Here is an 18,128-nt window from a genome sequence, read left to right on the forward strand (position 1 = left end):
AAACCTATTTTTCCCAAAGTGAAAACCTTACTTCTCACCATTTCAGCTCTTCTAGTATCCGCCAGCTTCTTACAAGCCGCTCGCGTCAAGGATCTTGCTTCAGTGGAGGGCGGCCGAGACAACCAGTTGGTTGGATACGGACTTGTCGTGGGACTAGCGGGTGATGGCGATAGCGATTCACCCATGACTATCAATGCAGTGGCAAATTCACTGAAGCGCTTTGGTCTTACGGTTGATCCCGACGAATTGAAGTCTGCGAATATCGCTGCCGTTATGATCACTGCCGATATTCCTCCATTCGCTCGCGAAGGTACTCGTATCGACGTGACGGTATCTTCCATTGGCGATGCTGAAAGTCTGCAAGGGGGAGTATTGCTTCAGACTCCTCTTCTCGGTGCGGACGACGAAGTCTACGCCGTAGCTCAAGGCCAAATCGCAGTAGGCGGATACATCGGTGGGGCTGGTGGAGCAGGGGGGGCGACTGTCCAAAAGAACCACCCAACAGTAGGGACGATTTCCAATGGGGCTATCGTGGAAAGGGAAATCGAGATGGATGTTTCAAGGGGAGGGTCCGTTAAGTTGATTCTAAGAAACCCAGACTACAATACGGCGTCCAAGTTAGCGGAAGGTATCAATGTCATTTTCCCCTCAAGTACGCTCGCTCTCGATGCGGCTGCTGTGCAGGTGACGATTCCCGAGATCTACGTTGGAAGAGAAGTGGATTTCATTTCTTCCATAGGAGGGATAACTGTTGAGCCAGATACACCTGCGAAGATTATTATTAACGAGAGAACGGGTACGATCGTAGCGACTGCGGGAGTAAGGGTGTCGACCGTAGCGGTTAGCCATGGATCGCTGAGCCTGACCATTGCTCGTTCGCAAAATATCTCGCAGCCAGGGCCTCTCGCCCAAGTAGGCGAAACTGCAGTAGCGGAAGGCACTAATGTCACCGTGGAGGAAGAACTGGGCGCTTTCCATATCGTGCCCGACTATCCAACCATTCAGCAGGTAACTAACGCGTTGAACGCAATGGGCGTATCGACTCGCGAGATGATGTCTATACTGCAGGCCATGAAGAGTGCGGGCGCTCTTCAGGCAGAACTCGTGATTAAATAATAAATACGAATTTTAGAAAATAGGACTCTACCAACAAATGGAAGTTACAACTACAGCGGCAGCAGGACTGACAGGATCGGCTTGGAAGGAGCAAATGCTCTCGGGAGATGCTTCGAAAAAGGAGCAGGTTGAGCAGCTTGGCGGTGAGTTTGAAGGAGTCCTACTGCGTCAATTTCTAGACGAAGCATTGAAGCCAATGGATCCAGAGAATGGATACTTCGGTACCGGTAGCAGTACCCCAATGTACGAACACTTAATAAAGGACAGTTTGGCGTCCAGCATTACGGAGGCAGGCTCTTTGGGCTTTTCCTCTGTGTTGCAGGCTAAACTGTTTCCCCAAGAACTGAACGAAGGAGAGGGAATCGCTTCCCATGAATAACACACCAGCAGAAAACAACTGGGACCCACTGGTCAATTTGTTGCGCCATGAGGTGCAAGAATACGGAGGCCTGTATAATTTGCTCGAGCGGCAGCAGGAGGAGATTTTCAAACGCGATCCGCAACTCGTGCTCGAGACTAACACTGAGATAGAGGACTATATGTCCAAAATGGGAGATCTACGCGAAAACCGGGAAGGGCTAGTACGCGATATGGCTCGGATATTTGGAGCAGATGAGGATCAACCTTTGTCCAAACTGTTAGCTTATTTTCCAGATTTTATGAGGCCCATGCTTCAGGCTTTGGTAGACGAGATCAATCACATGGTTAGCCGCACTCGTCACAAGGCTCGCCAGAACTTTATGCTGCTTTCTCGCACGATGGAAATCAACCATGAGGCCATGCAGCGACTCCAGCCTGGGAATTTTAACAAGACCTACACGAAGAAGGGACAAGTAGGAGTAAAGGCAAAGCTTCCCTCGCGCTATCAAGCCTTTGTCTAAGACTTGAGGACAGCGAAACCAAACAACGGATACACACCCACACCACATGTCCGCAAACATCATAGGCGATCTCGCCAACGCCGCTAAAGCCCTTACCGCTCACCGTTATGGAGTGATCACTGCGGGTAATAACATGGCGAACGTCAACAACGAGAACTACTCCCGTCAGCGGGTGGTTATCGGTGAAGATGGCGTTATTCAAACCTTGGTCGGCTCGCAAGGTACGGGAGTGGAAGTCCAAGGTTTCGAACAAATGCGAGATACGGTTCTTGACCGTGAAATTTTGCGTGAGACCAGTTTGAACGCTTCTCTGGAGGCTCAGCAATCAGCTTTGGCAAAGGCTGAATCAAGCCTAGGACAAGAGATCAGCCGGGCAGACGATTCTGCTTTCATCGATGGCTCTACAACGGACTCAGCTAGTGGTGGTATCGCGGATACGCTGAACAGTTTTTTCACTGCTTTCCATTCTCTATCCGCGAATCCTGGATCAGATGCGGAAAAGGAAGCGTTGCTGCAAAATGCGGATTTGCTCACCGAAAAGCTAAATGTCACTTCCGAGCGTTTCAGCGACTTGCACGAAGACATCGGTCTGGAAGTGAGCACCGATATCGATTCTGCGAATCAAATGATCGAAGAGATCGCTCGTCTCAACACGGAGATTTCTCGCGCAGAGTCCCAAAGTGCCGGGCAGGCTCTGAGTTTACGGGACCAGCGACAGGGAATACTCGAGGATCTCTCTGAGATCATGCAGATCAAGACTGAGGAGATTCCCGATAGCTCGGGTCAGATTCGAGTTTATGTACCAACGGTGGGAGCAGATAGTCCAACCATCAATCTAGTCGAGCGAGGGCGTTACCAAGAGGTAAAGTTTATCGACGCCGAGACTGAGGCGGACTCTCCCAAGTTCGTTGTAGGGGACGATGAAACGCAAATCGAAATCAGTAACGGTAGCGTAGCCGGCGCTTTGGAAGCCCGTGATGGAGTGATAGCAGAATACAGACGGGGTCTAGACGCCTTGGCCGAAGAACTGGTTACGCAAGTAAACGCTCTCTACAGCGACGGGAATCCTCCAAACGACACTAATTTCTTTGATGATACGGATACGTCTGCAGCTGGTATAAAGCTGGTCGATGGACTTACTGCTGCGACGCTTCGTACCACGAATTCAGACGAGCAGGCTCAGGGCGACAATTCCCTGACTTTAGCAATTGCCGAGCTTGATGAGACAAAGCTCGATGCTCTGGGAGGTCGCGACCTTGGTACGTTTTATCGCGCTGTGGTGACTGACCTCGGTGAAGGTGTAGCGAAGGTCGAAGCTAGGCTCGAAGACGAGGCTGTGGTATTCGATCTTTTGAAACAGCAGCAGGATTCAGTGTCGGGAGTCTCTTTGGATGAGGAGATGACCGATATGATGAAATTTCAGCGAGCGTTCCAGGCGACAGGTAAGCTTATCAGCGCTATCGACGAAATGCTGGACGTCATTGTAAATCGTTTAGTCTAATCCAATTCCTGAATACGAATAAATCTCAGCTTCCCACAAAATGAGAGTTACCAACAACACTTTTCCCGACACCCTGCTAGGTCACTTGCAACGTGTGACCAAGGAGATGAACACCTTGAACGAGCAGGTGGCGACCGGGCAGCGTATTTCAAAAGTCTCGGAGGATTCAGCGTCCGCGAATCGTATCTTGGATATGCAGGAAGAGAAGGCGCGTATTTCCCAGTATTCGAAAAATGCCTCTCGCGCTCAGAACATTAACAATACCACGATTTCGCAGCTTCAGAATTTTATTCAAATCTCCGATCGTGTTTCGGAGCTCGCGACCCTAGCGGATGGCCTGAGCGGGGAAGACGGAATGAAAGCGTATGCGGAGGAAGTCGACGAGCTCATCGAGCATGCGATGCAAAGCGCTAATGCGAAGTTTAATGGTGAATACATCTTTGCAGGTGTGGATACGGGGAATCAGCCCTTCCAAGTCTTGGAAATGGAGGACGACGATGGTAACGTATTTTCACGAGACCTAGCAGCTGGGACCGTCACCATGACAGCTCCAGATGGAAGTTCGCATACGCTAGATTTGGCTACCAACGCAGTGACAGCCTTGGATAGTAGTGGATCTTCGGTTACTCCTACTCTTTCTGCAGATGATCTAGCCTTTCCTGACAGTGGTAAGATCTTAAGTGTCGAGTACACCGGAGCGGAATCAGGATCGGAATTTCATCTCTCTGAGACCGGAACGATAAGCCCTTACACCGATGGTTCGACCAACGAGGAGTTCGCGACTTTCATCAACCGCATGATTGAGTTGCGAGATGCTATGGAGACGGGTGAGCCGGATGCCGTGTCCGGAACGCTGCGTACGGAGCTAGAGGATTCCGAGGATAGCCTCATCTTTGCTTTAAGTCGCCAAGGATCCGTGCAGATGCGTATCGAATTCGATCTTTCGCTTAATGAGCAGCGTTTTACGGACCTAGAAGAGAACATTTCCGCCGAGGCGGACGTAGACATAGCCCAAACAGTGGTTAAGCTAACACAAGTACAGAATGCCTACCAGGCTTCGCTCAAGAGCGCAGGCCAGGTTCTGGACCAATCGCTCCTGGACTATCTCTGATAGCGAATTGCCTAACCACCACTGAGAAATACCTATTCATGAAAGTAGCACCCGATTCCAAAACTGAAAAAGAGGTCTGGATTAAGCCTATGGAGTTTGACCTCCCTGGAGGCTTGATCGGATTGGAGGACGCCACCCGATTTGAGTTGCTCATCAACGAAGAAGAAGAGCCTTTCATGTGGATTCGCTGCGCGGATCAGCATGAGCTCGGATTTGTCGTGATCGAGCCAACTGCCATTCTTTCAGACTACGATCTGGAAATAGCCGACGACGACGCTTCCAAGCTCGAAATAGCGCAAGCTGAGGATGCCCTGGTTCTCAATATCGTGACTTTGAAAAATGACGATATTGAAGCGGCAACCGTAAACCTCATCGGCCCGATCGTAATCAACCGCCGGACCCTCAAGGGCAAGCAGCTGATCGCCGCCAACTACATGAAGTTCTCTGCGAGGCACCCGCTTCTGTCAGATAGCGCCGTGGCATCCTAACTTAATCAGCAGCACCCAAGGAAGGACTCCGAAATGTTAATACTTTCCCGCAAAGTGAATGAGGCGATCGTTATCGCCGACAACATCGAAATCAGGATAACCCGCATCGATGGAGACACCGTAAAGATCGGTATCGACGCTCCAAGGTCTATCCCAGTGGTTCGAAAAGAACTTTTTGAAGAAATGCAGAAGGCCAACAAGGAAGCGATCGCGATGCCCGCGGCTGCCAAAGGGGATGGTCCTGCTGCGAAGCCTAAGCTCTCCGGTTTGGCCAAGAGCTTGGCTTCGAAAAAGCAATCTAAAGAAACGGCGGCAGGTTCGCACAACCAGGGCGCATGAAGCGTTCGTGATCCCGCTGCCAGCAGACAGAACAAGCAACCTAATGGAAGAGGTCGTACGATGGTTATCAATACTAACTCAAATGCAATCGAGGCTGCCAGCAGCCTCCAAAGAAGTTCAGCCCACCTTAGCAAGAGTCTGGCTCGGCTAAGCTCTGGTTCCAAGATCATCAATCCATCCGACGATGCGGCGGGGTTGGCGGTTTCGGAAAAGTTGGAAGCGCAAAACTCTCGGGTTTTGGCGGCTCGGACCAACACGCAAAACGCCATGTCTTTGCTGACTACCACGGATGGCTTCCTGCAAGGGATGACGCAAACTTTGACCCGTATGAGTGAGCTTGCCATGATGTCTCGAGACGTCACCAAGAACGACGGTGACAAGGCCTTGTACGAAGAAGAGTTTGAGCAACTTAAGGATCAGCTACGCAGTGTAGTGGGCAGTAACGATAGTCCATCATGGTCGGTCGACGGCGAGCCGATCGGCATGTTCAACGGAATTAGCCTGTTTGGAAGTCGGGGCGATTTGCCTACTGCAGTCGGTGCTTCGGGTGACCAGTTCATGAACATTCCCGAGATGAACATGAAGGATTCTTCCACCGCCTTCGCTCAACTGCTTGATGAAGCCGGAAGCGTATCCGTCTCCGCGGCGGATACTATTACCCATCTCACCTCCGTGATTCAGGAAATCGCTGAAAATCGTGCGGAGATAGGTTCGCTTCAGTCGCGTCTCGAATTTGTGGAGACACAGCTTACCACTCAAAGCCAAAATCTCGAATCTGCGAATTCCCGAATCCGCGACGTGGATGTGGCCGAAGAATCTACACGTCTAGCCAAGTATCAGATACTGGTGCAGTCGGGGACTGCTATGCTCAGCCAGGCAAACTCCTTGCCAGAGACAGTCCTGCGTCTGCTGAACTAAAAGCGAGCCAGTCGAAACTACGTTAACCAGAGCAACTAGATTATGAATTCACCAGTAGACGAGTATCTCGACGCGCTCCTCGCATTCGTCCCACGCAATCGCTCCAACCGTTTCACCAAGGACTACATCGCTCTTATCCATGTCCCAGCCCAAGGGGCAGAAAAGGTGTATTCGATCGTTCATGACGATGTGAAATCTCTTTTGACTGTAGCCAGTTTTCAGAAGCCATTGTGGGAACGTTTAGACAGCGATGCCGCTTCTTTGGGACCTAAGCCAGAGCTGGATGCCTTGCAGGCCGAAGTTGAGTCGGATCACCCCGTCATGGACTATCTGCAAAGCTCTAGCCTTCGCTTATGTGAGAGCTATGGCGACGGGCGTCCTGGGCTGGACTATTACCTTATGCTCTGGCAAAAGGATGGCGAAGCCGGCGTGGTCGAGTGCTATGAACCGTATTCGCGAGAGGATTACTCTTGGGCCAAAGTTATTGGCGCGATGCAGGTGCTTGCCAGCCAGTTTGAATACGAACTAATGTAGAAGACGTCATGTCAAATAGCACATCATTTAAGACTACTAAAAAGAACAAGCGTTTCCTTGGAGTACGCTTCGCCAGCTGCAATTGCTACGGCAGGCTTTACTCCAATGATGAAGGGACCGCTTACGTCGGCCGGTGCCCAAAGTGCTTCACGCCGTTTACTGTGCGTATTGGCAGTGGTGGTACAGATAGTCGCATGTTTATCGCTAATTGCGGCTAGAAACTCTTCTTGTGGCAATCTTGATCGCAGGTTTGGTCGCCGCTGCGATCTTGTTAATATTGCCGAGATTTCTCGGTAGAAGGCACGAGCTCATGCTCCGGCAATATGAAGTGTTGGAGAAGCGATTTGGGCTATCGAAAAGGGTGACTCAGTCCCGTTGGGGCAAAGGTATCGGTGAGCGCTGTTCGTTGCATGGCGACAGTCGTGGTTACCCCTTGTCCCTTTATGACCACTTCGTCAAAGGGGAGGGGGGCAAGCAGGAATGGACCTCGCTGGTTTTGGAGGCATTGTTTGCGGGAGATATCGAGTTCTTGATGGAATTTGAGGGCACTCAGGAAGGTGCTCGCTTCGATCGCCCTCAACGCTTTCAGGTGAAGGGTCTGTATTCTGGGGCTACGGTTTTTAGCTCCGATTCTTTGAAAGATGTGTTCGAAGACGAGGCGGTCGTTAAGCGTCTCGAATTTTTATCGAAGCAATCGGTTTGTGGATCAGTTCGCTTGAATAAGGGCTTTCTCGAGTACCGGGAGGTGGGCGTTGTCGTCAGCGAGGTTCAGAGGCTGCGGTTCCAGGAAGCCATACTCATGCTCGCAACGCTTTGTGATCGGCTATCGCTTTACGCCAGTGAAAAAAAATCCGCTCAGGCGGATGCCTAGCGGATTAGTTAGGAAAATTTTAGACAAATCGGTCTATCTAAGTGCGTCAACGCCTGCTTTAAGACGTTTCAGCCCTTCTTCTAGGGTAGAGCGAGGGCAGCCGAAGTTGAGGCGAAGGTGCTTTTTGCTATCGAAAGGAACTCCGTCGCTGAGCCCGATGCCATGATTTTCGAAGTGAGCGGCGGGATTTGGCAACTCAAGTTTGGAGACATCCATCCAGCTCAAGTAAGTCGCCTCGTGCTGGTAGAGTCCGATTTCTGGTATTTCTTTTTTGATAAAGTCGTGGATGAGATCTCGGTTTCCGGCCAAGTAGTTTTGTAGCTCGTCTCTCCAGTCTTGGGCGTAGCGGTACGCTGCCTCGCAGGCGGTGTAGCCCAAGTTGTTGACCTCAGCCATTATGCCACGTGTGGCGGCCTGGAATTTCTGCCTCAGTTGCTCGTCAGGGAAGATAGCGATTGAGCATCCTAGTCCTGCCAAATTGTAGGTTTTGCTGGGGGCTATGAAAGTAAAGACTCGTTTCTTCGCCTCTTCGGATACCGATGCGAGTGGGATATGTTTGCGTCCGTCTAGAACGAGTTCGCAGTGGATTTCGTCAGAGCAGCAAATGAGGTCATGCTTTTCGCAAAATTCGATAACCTTGAGGAGCTCCTCGCGTTCGAAGACGCGGGCGCATGGGTTGTGTGGATTGCAGAAAAGGAACAGCTTCGTGTCGGGGGTTACTGCTGCTTCGAGAGCATCCCAATCGATGACGTAGCGGTCTCCATCCAAAGCCATCTGCGCTTTCACGACCGGACGCTTCTGGAACTTGGGCCCGAAAATAAAGGGCGGATAGATCGGAGTCGTGGTCAGCACACTGTGATTATCCTCGCAGAAGGCGCGGCTGGCGATGTTGAGCCCCACTACCAGACCGGGCAGCCAGACCAGCCAGCTTGGATCGATCTTCCATCCGTATTCGCGATCCAACATTTCGACCACAGCTTCCGTACAGCTCGGTTCGGGCCGCGCGTAGCCGAAGATGCCGTGATCAATACGTTCGTGCAACGAGTCGAGAACGACTTCTGGAGCATGGAAGTCCATATCGGCAACCCACATGGGAAGGATGTCTTGCCCCTCGTATTTTTGCCACTTCTGGCTGTCGGTCTCGGTACGGTCGTAGACTGTGTCGAAGATGGATGGCTCGTTGTTCATTGGGGCACAGACAGAGGCGAATACGGCTATTTTGTAAATCGGAAAGTGCGGCAGGCCCCTCTCGGAGGCAACTAAGGCGTAGTCGAGGATTCCGGTGCAATCCGGTTGGGACAATTCTATGCTCCCGTCACGGTTGTGGTGGTATAATGTGGGACATTGTGACTCTATGGTCTGCTTCTAAATTTGCTAAGTAACTGAATAGCAACATGTAGAAAGTTATTTGAGGTTGGTATCAGAACTGCACAATAGGGGGCATCAATCAAATAAACTGAAACAACCAGACCTAAACAATTATGACATACTTTAGAACCACCACCACTCCACGTTACGTATTCGACTGGCCAGCAGGACTGGGCGATTTGGAAAAGCAGTTTGAAACGCTTTTCTCCGGATTAGCCGGGAAAGCTCCCGCTAAGGCTAGCTCATCAGTGAAAACAGGTCCTGTTGCCGCGAAACTTCGTTGGTACGAAAACGAGAGCGGGTATCTTGCTCGCGTCGACATGCCAGGAGTGAAAAAGGAGAATCTGACCATCGATATCGAGGAAGGTATCCTCACTGTTGCGGGCCAGAGAGTTTTTGACGGGACAGGGAAGGCTGAATCCGAGACCAAGAAATTGGAGTATAAGAGGGAGTTGAAGGTGCCTGAAAACGTGGATGTGGAAAAAATTTCCGCTAGCTACGAAAATGGTGTGCTCAGTATGAGCTTGCCGCTTCGGGAGGCCTTAAAGCCACGTCAAATCAAGATCGGCTAAGCTGCCGGCTAGGGAATCGATAATTTTATTTGAGGAGGAAAAATGAGCTTACTTAACGTAACCAAGAAGGGGCAGCCAACTGCCGAAACGAGCGAAGGTAATCAATCAAGCCATGTACGCTACGTGCGTCCGGTCTACCAAATCGAGGAGCAAGACTCTGCCTACCAAGTCCAAGTGGACTTGCCCGGTGTGGTAAAAGACCAAGTCGAAATCACTTTGGCCGATGGCGTTCTGGAAATTCTAGGAAGCCGGGAATGGGTGAATCGCAAAGATTGGAATCCGTTGGCAGGCGTTTCCGAAGACGGTTTGGTATACCGCTTGCGGCTCGATGTGAGTGAGGAGGTCGATGGAGAATCGATCGCTGCTGACTTCGAGTACGGCGTGCTTCGCTTAACACTTTCTAAAGCAGAGGAAAAGAAGCCGCGCCGAATCGCTATCGATTAGCGAATTCAAAGCGGTTTGATGGATAGGAGGATGCCGGTCTCGCGGGAGCGAGGCCGGCTTTTTGTTGTCGAGAGTTTTGGGGCTTGTGTCACCGCTTTGGGGCAGTTTGAGCTTGAGACGATGTACAAGAATCTTGGTCGACTCGCTTTGTTGATTTCCTCTCTCGCTTTTTCGCTCCGGAGTTGGGGGCAGGAGATGGCGCCGGTTTCGGAGGGCGAAGCTCCAAGCGCCCAACAGACTTTTTCGGATCTAAGGCAGGAGGCTATCGAGGAGCTCAGCCAATTGACGGACCTAGACCTCGGAGGAAATTCGGGGCTACGACTCGTCACGTTTTTCGTCTTTCTGTTAGCGACTTTTGTGGTCCGGAAAATAATTCTCGGGATATATAACCGCTGGTTCCTCGCTTTCGCGAGACGCACATCTTGGACTTTTGATGATAAGCTGATCCCAGCCATGACTGGGCCCCTCGGAGCCATGGTCTATGTGGTGGGCTTTTTTATTTCTCTGTCGGTGTTGAGCCTGACGGATGGAGTGGACGTCGTCCTTTTGAGGATTTTTCAGGCCTCGACTATGACGGTATTGTTCTGGGGTCTCCTAAGGGCTGTGGATGTAATGGCGGAGGTCTTGGTCGATGTGACCAAGGAACGGGACATGGGGGTCTACCATTTTATTCCGCTCATCAAGAAGACTGCCCGCGTTTTCCTCATCGTGATTGCTGCGGTACTTGTGGTGCAAAACCTTGGGTATTCGGTGGGCTCGTTGCTGGCTGGTATGGGGATTGGCGGTCTCGCCATAGCGCTCGCTGCTCAAGAGTCTTTGGCTAACTTTTTCGGTTCGGTAAGCATCGTGGCAGATCGGCCGTTCAAGGTAGGGGATTGGATTCAGGTTGGGAGTAAAGTTGATGGCGATGTGGAGGAAATCGGACTTCGCTCAACAAAGGTCCGAACTTGGTCCAAATCGCTAATGACCATCCCAAACAAGGTTTTGGCCAATGAGATGATCGAGAATTGGAGTCGAATGCCGAAGCGCCGAGTCAAACAGTACATCGGGGTAACCTACAGTACTTCGCCCGAGAATATGGAAGGCTTGGTTGAAGACATCCGTTTGTTGCTTCGAGAGGACGAAGGAGTAAACCAGGAGTTCATTTTGGTTAATTTCACGGACTTCGGCGAAAGCGCTCTGCAGATTCTAGTCTACTATTTCACATCCACCACCGCTTGGTTGGCGCACATGGATATCAGGCAGCGGATAAATCTGAAGATAATGAAGGCCGTGGAACGCCGTGGATCCTCCATCGCGTTTCCGACGCGTACAGTGCATCTTGAAGCTAGCAGCTCAGCTAATTTGGGCGATTAGTAGCGGTTTTCCTAATCTGCCGAAATCTGCCGATTCGATTTGCTAAGTGTAAACCTTGGAAAACCGACTCCCCGCTTACCTAGGGATGGTGTAAAAACATTAAAATTTTTGCGAAAAAAGCGGAGTTTTACACTTCTTTTCCCAAACCGTTTGAACTATCCGAGCTGTAGCAGTTCTTTCTCTCTCAGAAGGGAATTGTGCCAAGTTTCCCCTACTGTTCCGTAAGGAATAATCCAATTTCTTTATGTTGTTTGGGAGAAGTCCGACCCCCATTGGGGGTCGGGCTTTATTTTTGCGTTGTCACAACGGGGATGCGTAGCTTGCTGTTTACCCGGTCGCATAGAAGTGCATCTAGATTGTCTATTCGGTCTGATTCGTTTCGGGTAATCAATGTCGACCTTGATTCGTCTTCGGCTCAAGAGATGCTTGGCTGTCGATCTTGCATTTTTGGGATTTTCCTCCCTTCTCCCTTCATCTTATCCCTTTTATTGATTTATGCGTGATTACTTTCTTCGAAGAATCCTGCTCATCCCACCAACATTAATCGGGGTGACCATGATCGTCTTCGCCATCACCCGCTTCGTACCGGGCGGTCCTTTTGAGCGAATGATGATGACTGCTCAGATGGCTGCTGCCGAGGGCGGCGGAGGAGGGGGCGGAGCTTCACGCGGCGCGGCTCTTTCTGAGGAACAGATCGAAAATATGAAGGCGTACTTCGGTTTGGATAAGCCTTGGTATGTGGCGTATGTCCATTGGCTGGGCAAAGTGGTACAGGGAGATCTGGGTACTTCTAATATCTACAATGACTCTGTTTGGAGCATGATTGCGGAGCGTCTGAAGGTGAGTTTCTTTTATGGAGGACTGACTTTGATCATCACCTACGGGGTCTGCGTGCCGCTCGGGGTGGTGAAAGCCATCAAGCACATGTCTTTCACCGATAACATAACTTCTATCGTGATTTTCAGCGGCTATGCAGTGCCGGGTTACGTCCTAGGTTCGCTGCTGGTAGTCTATCCCGCGGCGAGGTGGGAGTGGTTCCCCATGGACGGCTTTGTGAGTTACGACTTCGAGTACATGACCTTCTGGGAACAGGTTAAGGACCTCTTCCATCATGCTGTGCTTCCGTTGAGTTGTTATCTTATCGGTAGCTTCGCTTTCGTTACGCTGTTGATGAAGAATCACCTGCTGGAGAATTTGGCTGCGGATTATGTTCGCACGGCGGTGGCCAAAGGCGTGAGTTTCAAACGGGCGGTTTTCAAGCACGCTTTGCGGAACTCGCTGATCCCGATTGCCACCAACTTCGGGCAAAACTTTACGATATTCGTGACCGGATCGTTCCTCATCGAGTCTATCTTCGACATCGATGGATTGGGCTTGCTCGGCTACACCTCAACTTTGGAACGCGATTACCCGATCGTGATGGGCGTGTTGCTCATCTCCTCGGTTTTCATGCTGGTCGGCAATTTGGTGGGCGACGCCCTTGTTGCATTGGCCGATCCACGCGTTCGCTTCAAATAGGCATTTTTCAGACCAGCGATGCTGAAATTTAAACTGAACCCGATAACCCGCAAGAAGCTGGAGCGCTTCCGTTCCAATCGCCGCGGGTACTACTCTTTGATTGTCCTTAGCATCTTGGCTCTTTTTGCGATTTTCGCGGAGCTTTGGGTGAACAACCGAGCTCTGATCGTGAGCTACGAGGGCGAGCTTTATTTCCCTACCTACGCGGACCAAATATCCGGTCGGACTTTTGGGGAGGACTACGACTTCGAAGTGGACTATCGCGACTTGCAGGCGAAATGGAAAGCGGAGGGCAGCGACAACTGGATGCTCATGCCCTTAGTCCCTTACGGTCCCTACGAGAGTGATTTTAAGGATGGCATCTATCCGCCATTTGCTCCCTCGGTGTCCGAGAAGCATTTCCTTGGCACCGACAAGACTGCTCGCGACATTCTTGCACGCTTGATCTACGGCTTTCGCATCGTGATCGGCTTTTCGGTCGGTTACGTCGCTCTCGTTTACTTGATAGGAGTAGGCATCGGTTGCTCAATGGGATACTTCGGGGGCAAGTTCGACCTAATTGGACAACGCCTGATCGAGATTTGGTCCAACATCCCGTTCCTCTACGTGGTTATTATCGTGGCCTCCGTGACGACGCCGGACTTCTGGAAACTCTTGTTCATCGTGGTCGCCTTCTCCTGGACTGGTATGACTTTCTACATGCGTTCTGGAGCCTATAAGGAGAAGGCCCGTGACTACGTAGCCGCGGCCGAAGCCTTGGGCGCGAGCAACACAAGAATCATTTTCAAGCACGTTTTGCCGAACAGCTTGTCCACCTTAGTTACCTTTATCCCGTTCACTGTAGCGGCTGCGATCACCGGCCTCACTGCATTGGACTTTCTCAGCTTTGGCTTGCCGGTTCCAACTCCGAGTTGGGGCGAGCTGCTCAAACAAGGGACAACCAACCTCCACGCACCGTGGATCGTGTTGTCTGCATTCAGCGCAATGGTTATCGTGCTTCTGCTCGTCACTTTCATAGGCGAGGCGGTGCGCGACGCATTCGATCCCAAGAAATTCACCCTTTACCAGTAGTAGATATGATATTCGAGAAACTAGGCCTAAACTTCCTATCCAGTCGCTTTCGCAAGCGGGCATGGATGAACTCTATCGCAATCATAGCCTCCTTTTCCTTGGTTGGCTGTGGCGGTGGAGAGAAAGAAGAAGCCCCTGCCGAAAGCGTGAGTGGCGAAGGAGGAGCTTCACTCGAGGAGGCGAAAGCTTACTACGCGGAGCATCCGGAATTTTTCACTTTTGCCACTCCAGAGGATATCCCTGCTGATATAGATTGGGAGGATTCGAGCGATCTGCCGGAGTTCGCATCACCGGAAGCGAAGCGAGGAGGCATCCTTTTCGATTGGCAGCTCTCTTATCCGCGTACGCTTCGTGTCATTGGACCTGACTCTAATAGCGCTTTTCGTCGCTACCTTTTGGATGACTACGGTTTCCGAGTCGTGCAGCCGCACCCCAACGTTCCGGGCAAATATTATCCCGCGTTGGCGGAAGCATGGCATATCGATTGGGAAAACAAGCGCGTCTATTTCAAGCTAGATCCTAAGGCGACCTACTCGGATGGAGTCAAAGTAACGGCCGATGATTATCTGTTCATGTTCTACTTCATGCAACAGAGCTTCCACCAAGAGCCATGGTCAACCAACTGGTACCGTATTGGCGAAACGTATACAAATATCACCAAATACGATGACTACACGATTTCGATCGATGTGAAGGAAGCGAAGCCGGATATCTTCCGTCTTTTCGAGGAAGACGTCCGTCCAGTGCCTAGCCACCACTACAAGGTCTATGATGAAAACTTCACCGAGATGTATCAGTGGACTTTCGAGCCGACCACGGGACCTTACGTCGTGCTCCCGGATGATGTGAAAAAGGGACGCTCCATTGCGGTAACTCGTCTCGACAAATGGTGGGGCGACGACAAGCGCTTCCTCCGCAATCGCTTCAATTTCGACAAGCGCGTTTTCAAGACCATCCGTGATATGGACAAGGCTCTCGAAGCCTTCAAGAAGGGAGAACTCGATTTCTTCGGTCTTACTTTGCCTGAGTTCTGGCATCTCAAGCTCCCCAATGATGCGCAGGAAGTGCAAAATGGATACATCCATAAGATAAAATTCTACACTGAAAAGCCGCGTCCCAACTGGGGTATTTGGATGAACAAGTCCAAGCCGCTGCTCGATAACCACGATGTGCGTGTAGGCATCGCGTACGCCTTGAACCTCGATCTGGCAATCGATCAGGTTTTCCGTGGCGACTACGAAAGAGCCAACTCATGGGGTGAAGGCTACGGCGAGTACCAGAACAAGGACATCAAGGCTCGTCCGTTCGATATTGACCTAGCTATGGAGAGTTTCGCGAAAGCTGGTTTCACCAAGCGTGGCCCAGATGGGATCTTGATGAGAGAGGATGGGACTCGACTCTCTATCGAGCTGACCAATGGGCGTCCTAATTTGCGTGATTTCGTGACTATCCTTAAAGAAGACGCTCAAAAGGCTGGGCTCGAAATTCGCATTAAGGATTTGGACCTAATGACCGCCTTCAAGCAAATGCAGGAAAAGAATCATGAGATGGCCGTCACTGCCTACAATGTCTCCGTAGAGCTGTATCCACGTTTCTTTGACTTCTATCATTCTTACAACGCGCTAACCCCTGATGGCGATCCGAAGCCAACCACTAACAATCTCACCATTACCGCCTATCCAGAGTGGGACGAGATGATTGACCGTTACCGCGAGAGCAATGACCTCGAGGAAATCAAAGAGATCTCTTTGAAATTGCAGGAACTCATTCACGAGGACGCAGCTTTCATCCCAGCCTTCAAGACGACTTACTACCGTGTGGGGCTCTGGCGTTGGATGCGGTATCCAGAAGGCTTTGACACTCGTGTGAGCGACAGCTGGGACCAGTTTGGAATCATGTGGATGGATCCTGAGGTGAAGGAAGAGACGATGAGCGCCATGAGACGCGGCGAGACCTTCGAGCCAGTGATCGAGACTTTTGACCAATACCACTCCACGAATTAATGCAAACTCAGGATTCGAGCGCTCTTAGTGTCCGCAACCTTCGGGCCGGATTTGCTGCCAAAAATGGTGTGATCGTCGCAGTTGACGATGTCTCCTTCGATGTGCCCAAGGGAAAGACGCTTGGGCTCGTGGGAGAGTCCGGTTGCGGTAAAAGCGTGACCGCGATGTCGATCATGAGGCTACTGCCGAACCCGACGGGCAGGATTCTGGGCGGCTCGATTGAGCTGCATGGCCGCAATTTGGTAGACCTCAGCATCGACGAAATGCGCAAGGTGCGAGGCAAGCAGGTCGGTATGGTTTTTCAGGAGCCCATGACTGCGCTGAATCCGGTGCATCGCATCGGACAGCAGCTTAGCGAGTGCTTTTTCCTGCACTACCCGAAGATCAACAAGAAGGAGGCCTGGGACCGTTCCATTGAAGCATTGAAGCGCGTCGGCATCCCCGCTCCGGAGGTGCGCGTCACCGAATATCCGCACCAGCTTTCTGGCGGCATGCGTCAACGCGTTGTCATCGCCATGGCGCTTGCTTGCGATCCGGAAATTCTCATCTGCGACGAGCCAACCACGGCTCTCGACGTGACTATCCAAGCTCAGATTTTAGATCTCATTGGGCAACTGCAAGCGGACCTCGGCATGTCCGTAGTGATGATCACCCATGATTTGGGAGTAATTGCCGAAACCTGTAACGAAGTGGTGGTTATGTACGCCGGACGCGTTGCGGAACGGGCTAGCGTATTTGAGATATTTGAGAATCCTCAGCACTTGTACACGCAAGGACTACTGAGCTCCATCCCGAAGCTGGAGTCACACGCAAAGCAAAAGTTGGCGACTATTCCGGGCATGGTTCCTTCGCTGGCGGATATGCCGGTAGGTGCGCGCTTTGCTCCGCGCTCGAACCATCCGGCGGTTAAGGATTATCTCGCATCAGCAGAGTTTAAGGAGAAACGACCAGAGCTCGTGGAGTACTCTCCTGGGCATTGGGTAGAAGATTGTGAATACGTCAGAGCCTTCGGTTGAAGAGGCGGCGAATTAGCAGATGAGCGAAACACTTTTAGACGTTAAGGACCTTAAGGTTCACTTCCCTCTCAAGAGCGGATTGTTTTCCAAAACGGTCAGGCACTGTAAGGCGGTTGACGGCGTAAGCCTAAACCTGAAGCAGGGTGAAACCTTCGGTCTCGTGGGAGAATCTGGTTGTGGCAAGTCAACCTTAGGCAAGACGATATGCCGGCTGATTCAGCCTACGGCAGGGGATATCGTTTTCGAAGGTCAAAACGTAGCCAAGTACAACCGCAATGAGATGCGGCCGCTACGCCGGGATATTCAAATGGTCTTTCAGGATCCAGCGGAGTCTTTGAATTCACGCCACACTGTGCGGGAGATTCTTGAAGAGCCTTTTGTCATTCACGGTATTGGGGATGCGAATACGCGTTTGAAGAAGGTGCATGCTTTGCTGGATCGCGTGGGACTTGGCAAGGCGGCGGCGGAAAAATATTCCTTCGAATTCTCAGGTGGGCAACGTCAGCGTATTGGCATCGCTCGAGCCATCGCTCTTGAGCCGAAGCTTATCATTTGCGACGAGCCAGTTTCCGCTTTGGACGTTTCGGTTCAAAGCCAGATCTTGAATTTGTTAATCGATCTGCAGAAAGAGATGGGGCTGACTTATTTGTTCATCGCTCATGACTTGGCTGTGGTAAAGGTTGTCTCTGATCGGATCGGTGTTATGTATTTGGGTAAGATGGTCGAAGTGGCGGAGGGCAAAGAACTTTTTGCAAATCCAATGCACGAATACACCAAGGCTCTGATCTCGGCAATTCCTGAGCCCAATCCTCGTCGCGAAAAGAATAGGGTCGTATTGCGTGGTGATGTTCCATCGCCTATCGACCCGCCTCCTGGTTGTGCGTTTGCTCGTCGAAGCCCTATCGAAGTTTCGGAGGAGGTCGCATCCCAACCGGGCGAGTTCAAGGAAGTGACCCCGGGCCATTGGGTGGAAGTACATCCAGCCACGGTTGCCGATTACGATAATCTCAAGTAGTGTAGT

Annotated in this window: 19 protein-coding genes; 18 read left to right on the forward strand and 1 reads right to left on the reverse strand. The window is 51.3% G+C overall.

From position 1 onward, the window contains the following. Positions 1–18 precede the first annotated feature (18 nt). The 10 genes from H5P27_RS08240 (at position 19) to H5P27_RS08285 (ending at position 7,759) form a co-directional block, all read left to right on the forward strand. On the forward strand, positions 19–1,116 hold the full coding sequence (locus H5P27_RS08240) for a flagellar basal body P-ring protein FlgI (protein ID WP_185659916.1): 1,098 nt from the start codon (positions 19–21) through the stop codon (positions 1,114–1,116). Between the two features lie 37 nt (positions 1,117–1,153). Further along, complete coding sequence (locus H5P27_RS08245; protein WP_185659917.1) at positions 1,154–1,495, forward strand: hypothetical protein; 342 nt, start codon at positions 1,154–1,156, stop codon at positions 1,493–1,495. Continuing rightward, the gene (locus tag H5P27_RS08250; RefSeq protein WP_185659918.1) at positions 1,488–1,997 is read left to right on the forward strand and encodes a flagellar protein FlgN; all 510 of its coding nucleotides are present in this window, start codon (positions 1,488–1,490) and stop codon (positions 1,995–1,997) included. Before H5P27_RS08245 ends, H5P27_RS08250 begins: the two co-directional genes overlap by 8 nt. Before the next feature lie 46 nt (positions 1,998–2,043). Next, positions 2,044–3,498 (forward strand): flagellar hook-associated protein FlgK, encoded by a 1,455-nt coding sequence (gene flgK / locus H5P27_RS08255; protein WP_185659919.1) that lies wholly within the window; start codon positions 2,044–2,046, stop codon positions 3,496–3,498. 40 nt (positions 3,499–3,538) lie between these two features. Then, positions 3,539–4,609 carry a flagellar hook-associated protein FlgL gene (gene flgL, locus H5P27_RS08260; RefSeq protein ID WP_185659920.1) on the forward strand — a complete coding sequence of 357 codons (1,071 nt, stop codon included), beginning with the start codon at positions 3,539–3,541 and terminating at the stop codon, positions 4,607–4,609. 38 nt (positions 4,610–4,647) lie between these two features. Next, the gene (gene fliW, locus H5P27_RS08265) at positions 4,648–5,097 is read left to right on the forward strand and encodes a flagellar assembly protein FliW (protein WP_185659921.1); all 450 of its coding nucleotides are present in this window, start codon (positions 4,648–4,650) and stop codon (positions 5,095–5,097) included. A gap of 33 nt (positions 5,098–5,130) precedes the next feature. Then, complete coding sequence (gene csrA / locus H5P27_RS20200; RefSeq protein WP_185659922.1) at positions 5,131–5,436, forward strand: carbon storage regulator CsrA; 306 nt, start codon at positions 5,131–5,133, stop codon at positions 5,434–5,436. A gap of 60 nt (positions 5,437–5,496) precedes the next feature. Then, positions 5,497–6,354, forward strand: coding sequence for a flagellin (locus tag H5P27_RS08275; protein WP_185659923.1), 858 nt, complete (start codon positions 5,497–5,499; stop codon positions 6,352–6,354). Between the two features lie 42 nt (positions 6,355–6,396). Then, on the forward strand, positions 6,397–6,888 hold the full coding sequence (locus tag H5P27_RS08280; protein WP_185659924.1) for a hypothetical protein: 492 nt from the start codon (positions 6,397–6,399) through the stop codon (positions 6,886–6,888). 229 nt (positions 6,889–7,117) lie between these two features. Further along, positions 7,118–7,759, forward strand: a complete 642-nt coding sequence (locus H5P27_RS08285) for a hypothetical protein (protein ID WP_185659925.1) — start codon at positions 7,118–7,120, stop codon at positions 7,757–7,759. Between the two features lie 33 nt (positions 7,760–7,792). On the opposite strand, the gene H5P27_RS08290 is transcribed toward H5P27_RS08285, so the two are convergent. Continuing rightward, entirely contained in the window at positions 7,793–8,947 is a 1,155-nt protein-coding gene (locus tag H5P27_RS08290) for a MalY/PatB family protein (RefSeq protein ID WP_185659926.1), read from the reverse strand. Positions 8,948–9,240: 293 nt separating this feature from the next. Between H5P27_RS08290 and H5P27_RS08295 the strand changes: the two genes are divergently transcribed. From H5P27_RS08295 to H5P27_RS08330, 8 genes are all read left to right on the forward strand, one after another. After that, positions 9,241–9,699 (forward strand): Hsp20/alpha crystallin family protein, encoded by a 459-nt coding sequence (locus H5P27_RS08295; RefSeq protein ID WP_185659927.1) that lies wholly within the window; start codon positions 9,241–9,243, stop codon positions 9,697–9,699. A gap of 42 nt (positions 9,700–9,741) precedes the next feature. Continuing rightward, positions 9,742–10,143 (forward strand): Hsp20/alpha crystallin family protein, encoded by a 402-nt coding sequence (locus H5P27_RS08300; RefSeq protein WP_185659928.1) that lies wholly within the window; start codon positions 9,742–9,744, stop codon positions 10,141–10,143. Between the two features lie 120 nt (positions 10,144–10,263). Further along, on the forward strand, positions 10,264–11,499 hold the full coding sequence (locus H5P27_RS08305; RefSeq protein WP_185659929.1) for a mechanosensitive ion channel family protein: 1,236 nt from the start codon (positions 10,264–10,266) through the stop codon (positions 11,497–11,499). 495 nt (positions 11,500–11,994) lie between these two features. Then, a complete protein-coding gene (locus H5P27_RS08310) occupies positions 11,995–13,017 on the forward strand; it encodes an ABC transporter permease (protein WP_185659930.1) in 1,023 nt (340 codons plus the stop codon). A gap of 18 nt (positions 13,018–13,035) precedes the next feature. Then, positions 13,036–14,088 carry an ABC transporter permease gene (locus H5P27_RS08315; RefSeq protein ID WP_185659931.1) on the forward strand — a complete coding sequence of 351 codons (1,053 nt, stop codon included), beginning with the start codon at positions 13,036–13,038 and terminating at the stop codon, positions 14,086–14,088. Between the two features lie 5 nt (positions 14,089–14,093). Continuing rightward, complete coding sequence (locus H5P27_RS08320) at positions 14,094–16,091, forward strand: extracellular solute-binding protein (RefSeq protein WP_185659932.1); 1,998 nt, start codon at positions 14,094–14,096, stop codon at positions 16,089–16,091. Continuing rightward, complete coding sequence (locus tag H5P27_RS08325) at positions 16,091–17,107, forward strand: ABC transporter ATP-binding protein (protein WP_185659933.1); 1,017 nt, start codon at positions 16,091–16,093, stop codon at positions 17,105–17,107. Before H5P27_RS08320 ends, H5P27_RS08325 begins: the two co-directional genes overlap by 1 nt. Positions 17,108–17,126: 19 nt before the next feature. Next, positions 17,127–18,122, forward strand: coding sequence for an ABC transporter ATP-binding protein (locus H5P27_RS08330; protein ID WP_185659934.1), 996 nt, complete (start codon positions 17,127–17,129; stop codon positions 18,120–18,122). Positions 18,123–18,128 lie beyond the last annotated feature (6 nt).

The organism is Pelagicoccus albus (genome assembly GCF_014230145.1).
GTDB lineage: Bacteria > Verrucomicrobiota > Verrucomicrobiia > Opitutales > Opitutaceae > Pelagicoccus > Pelagicoccus albus.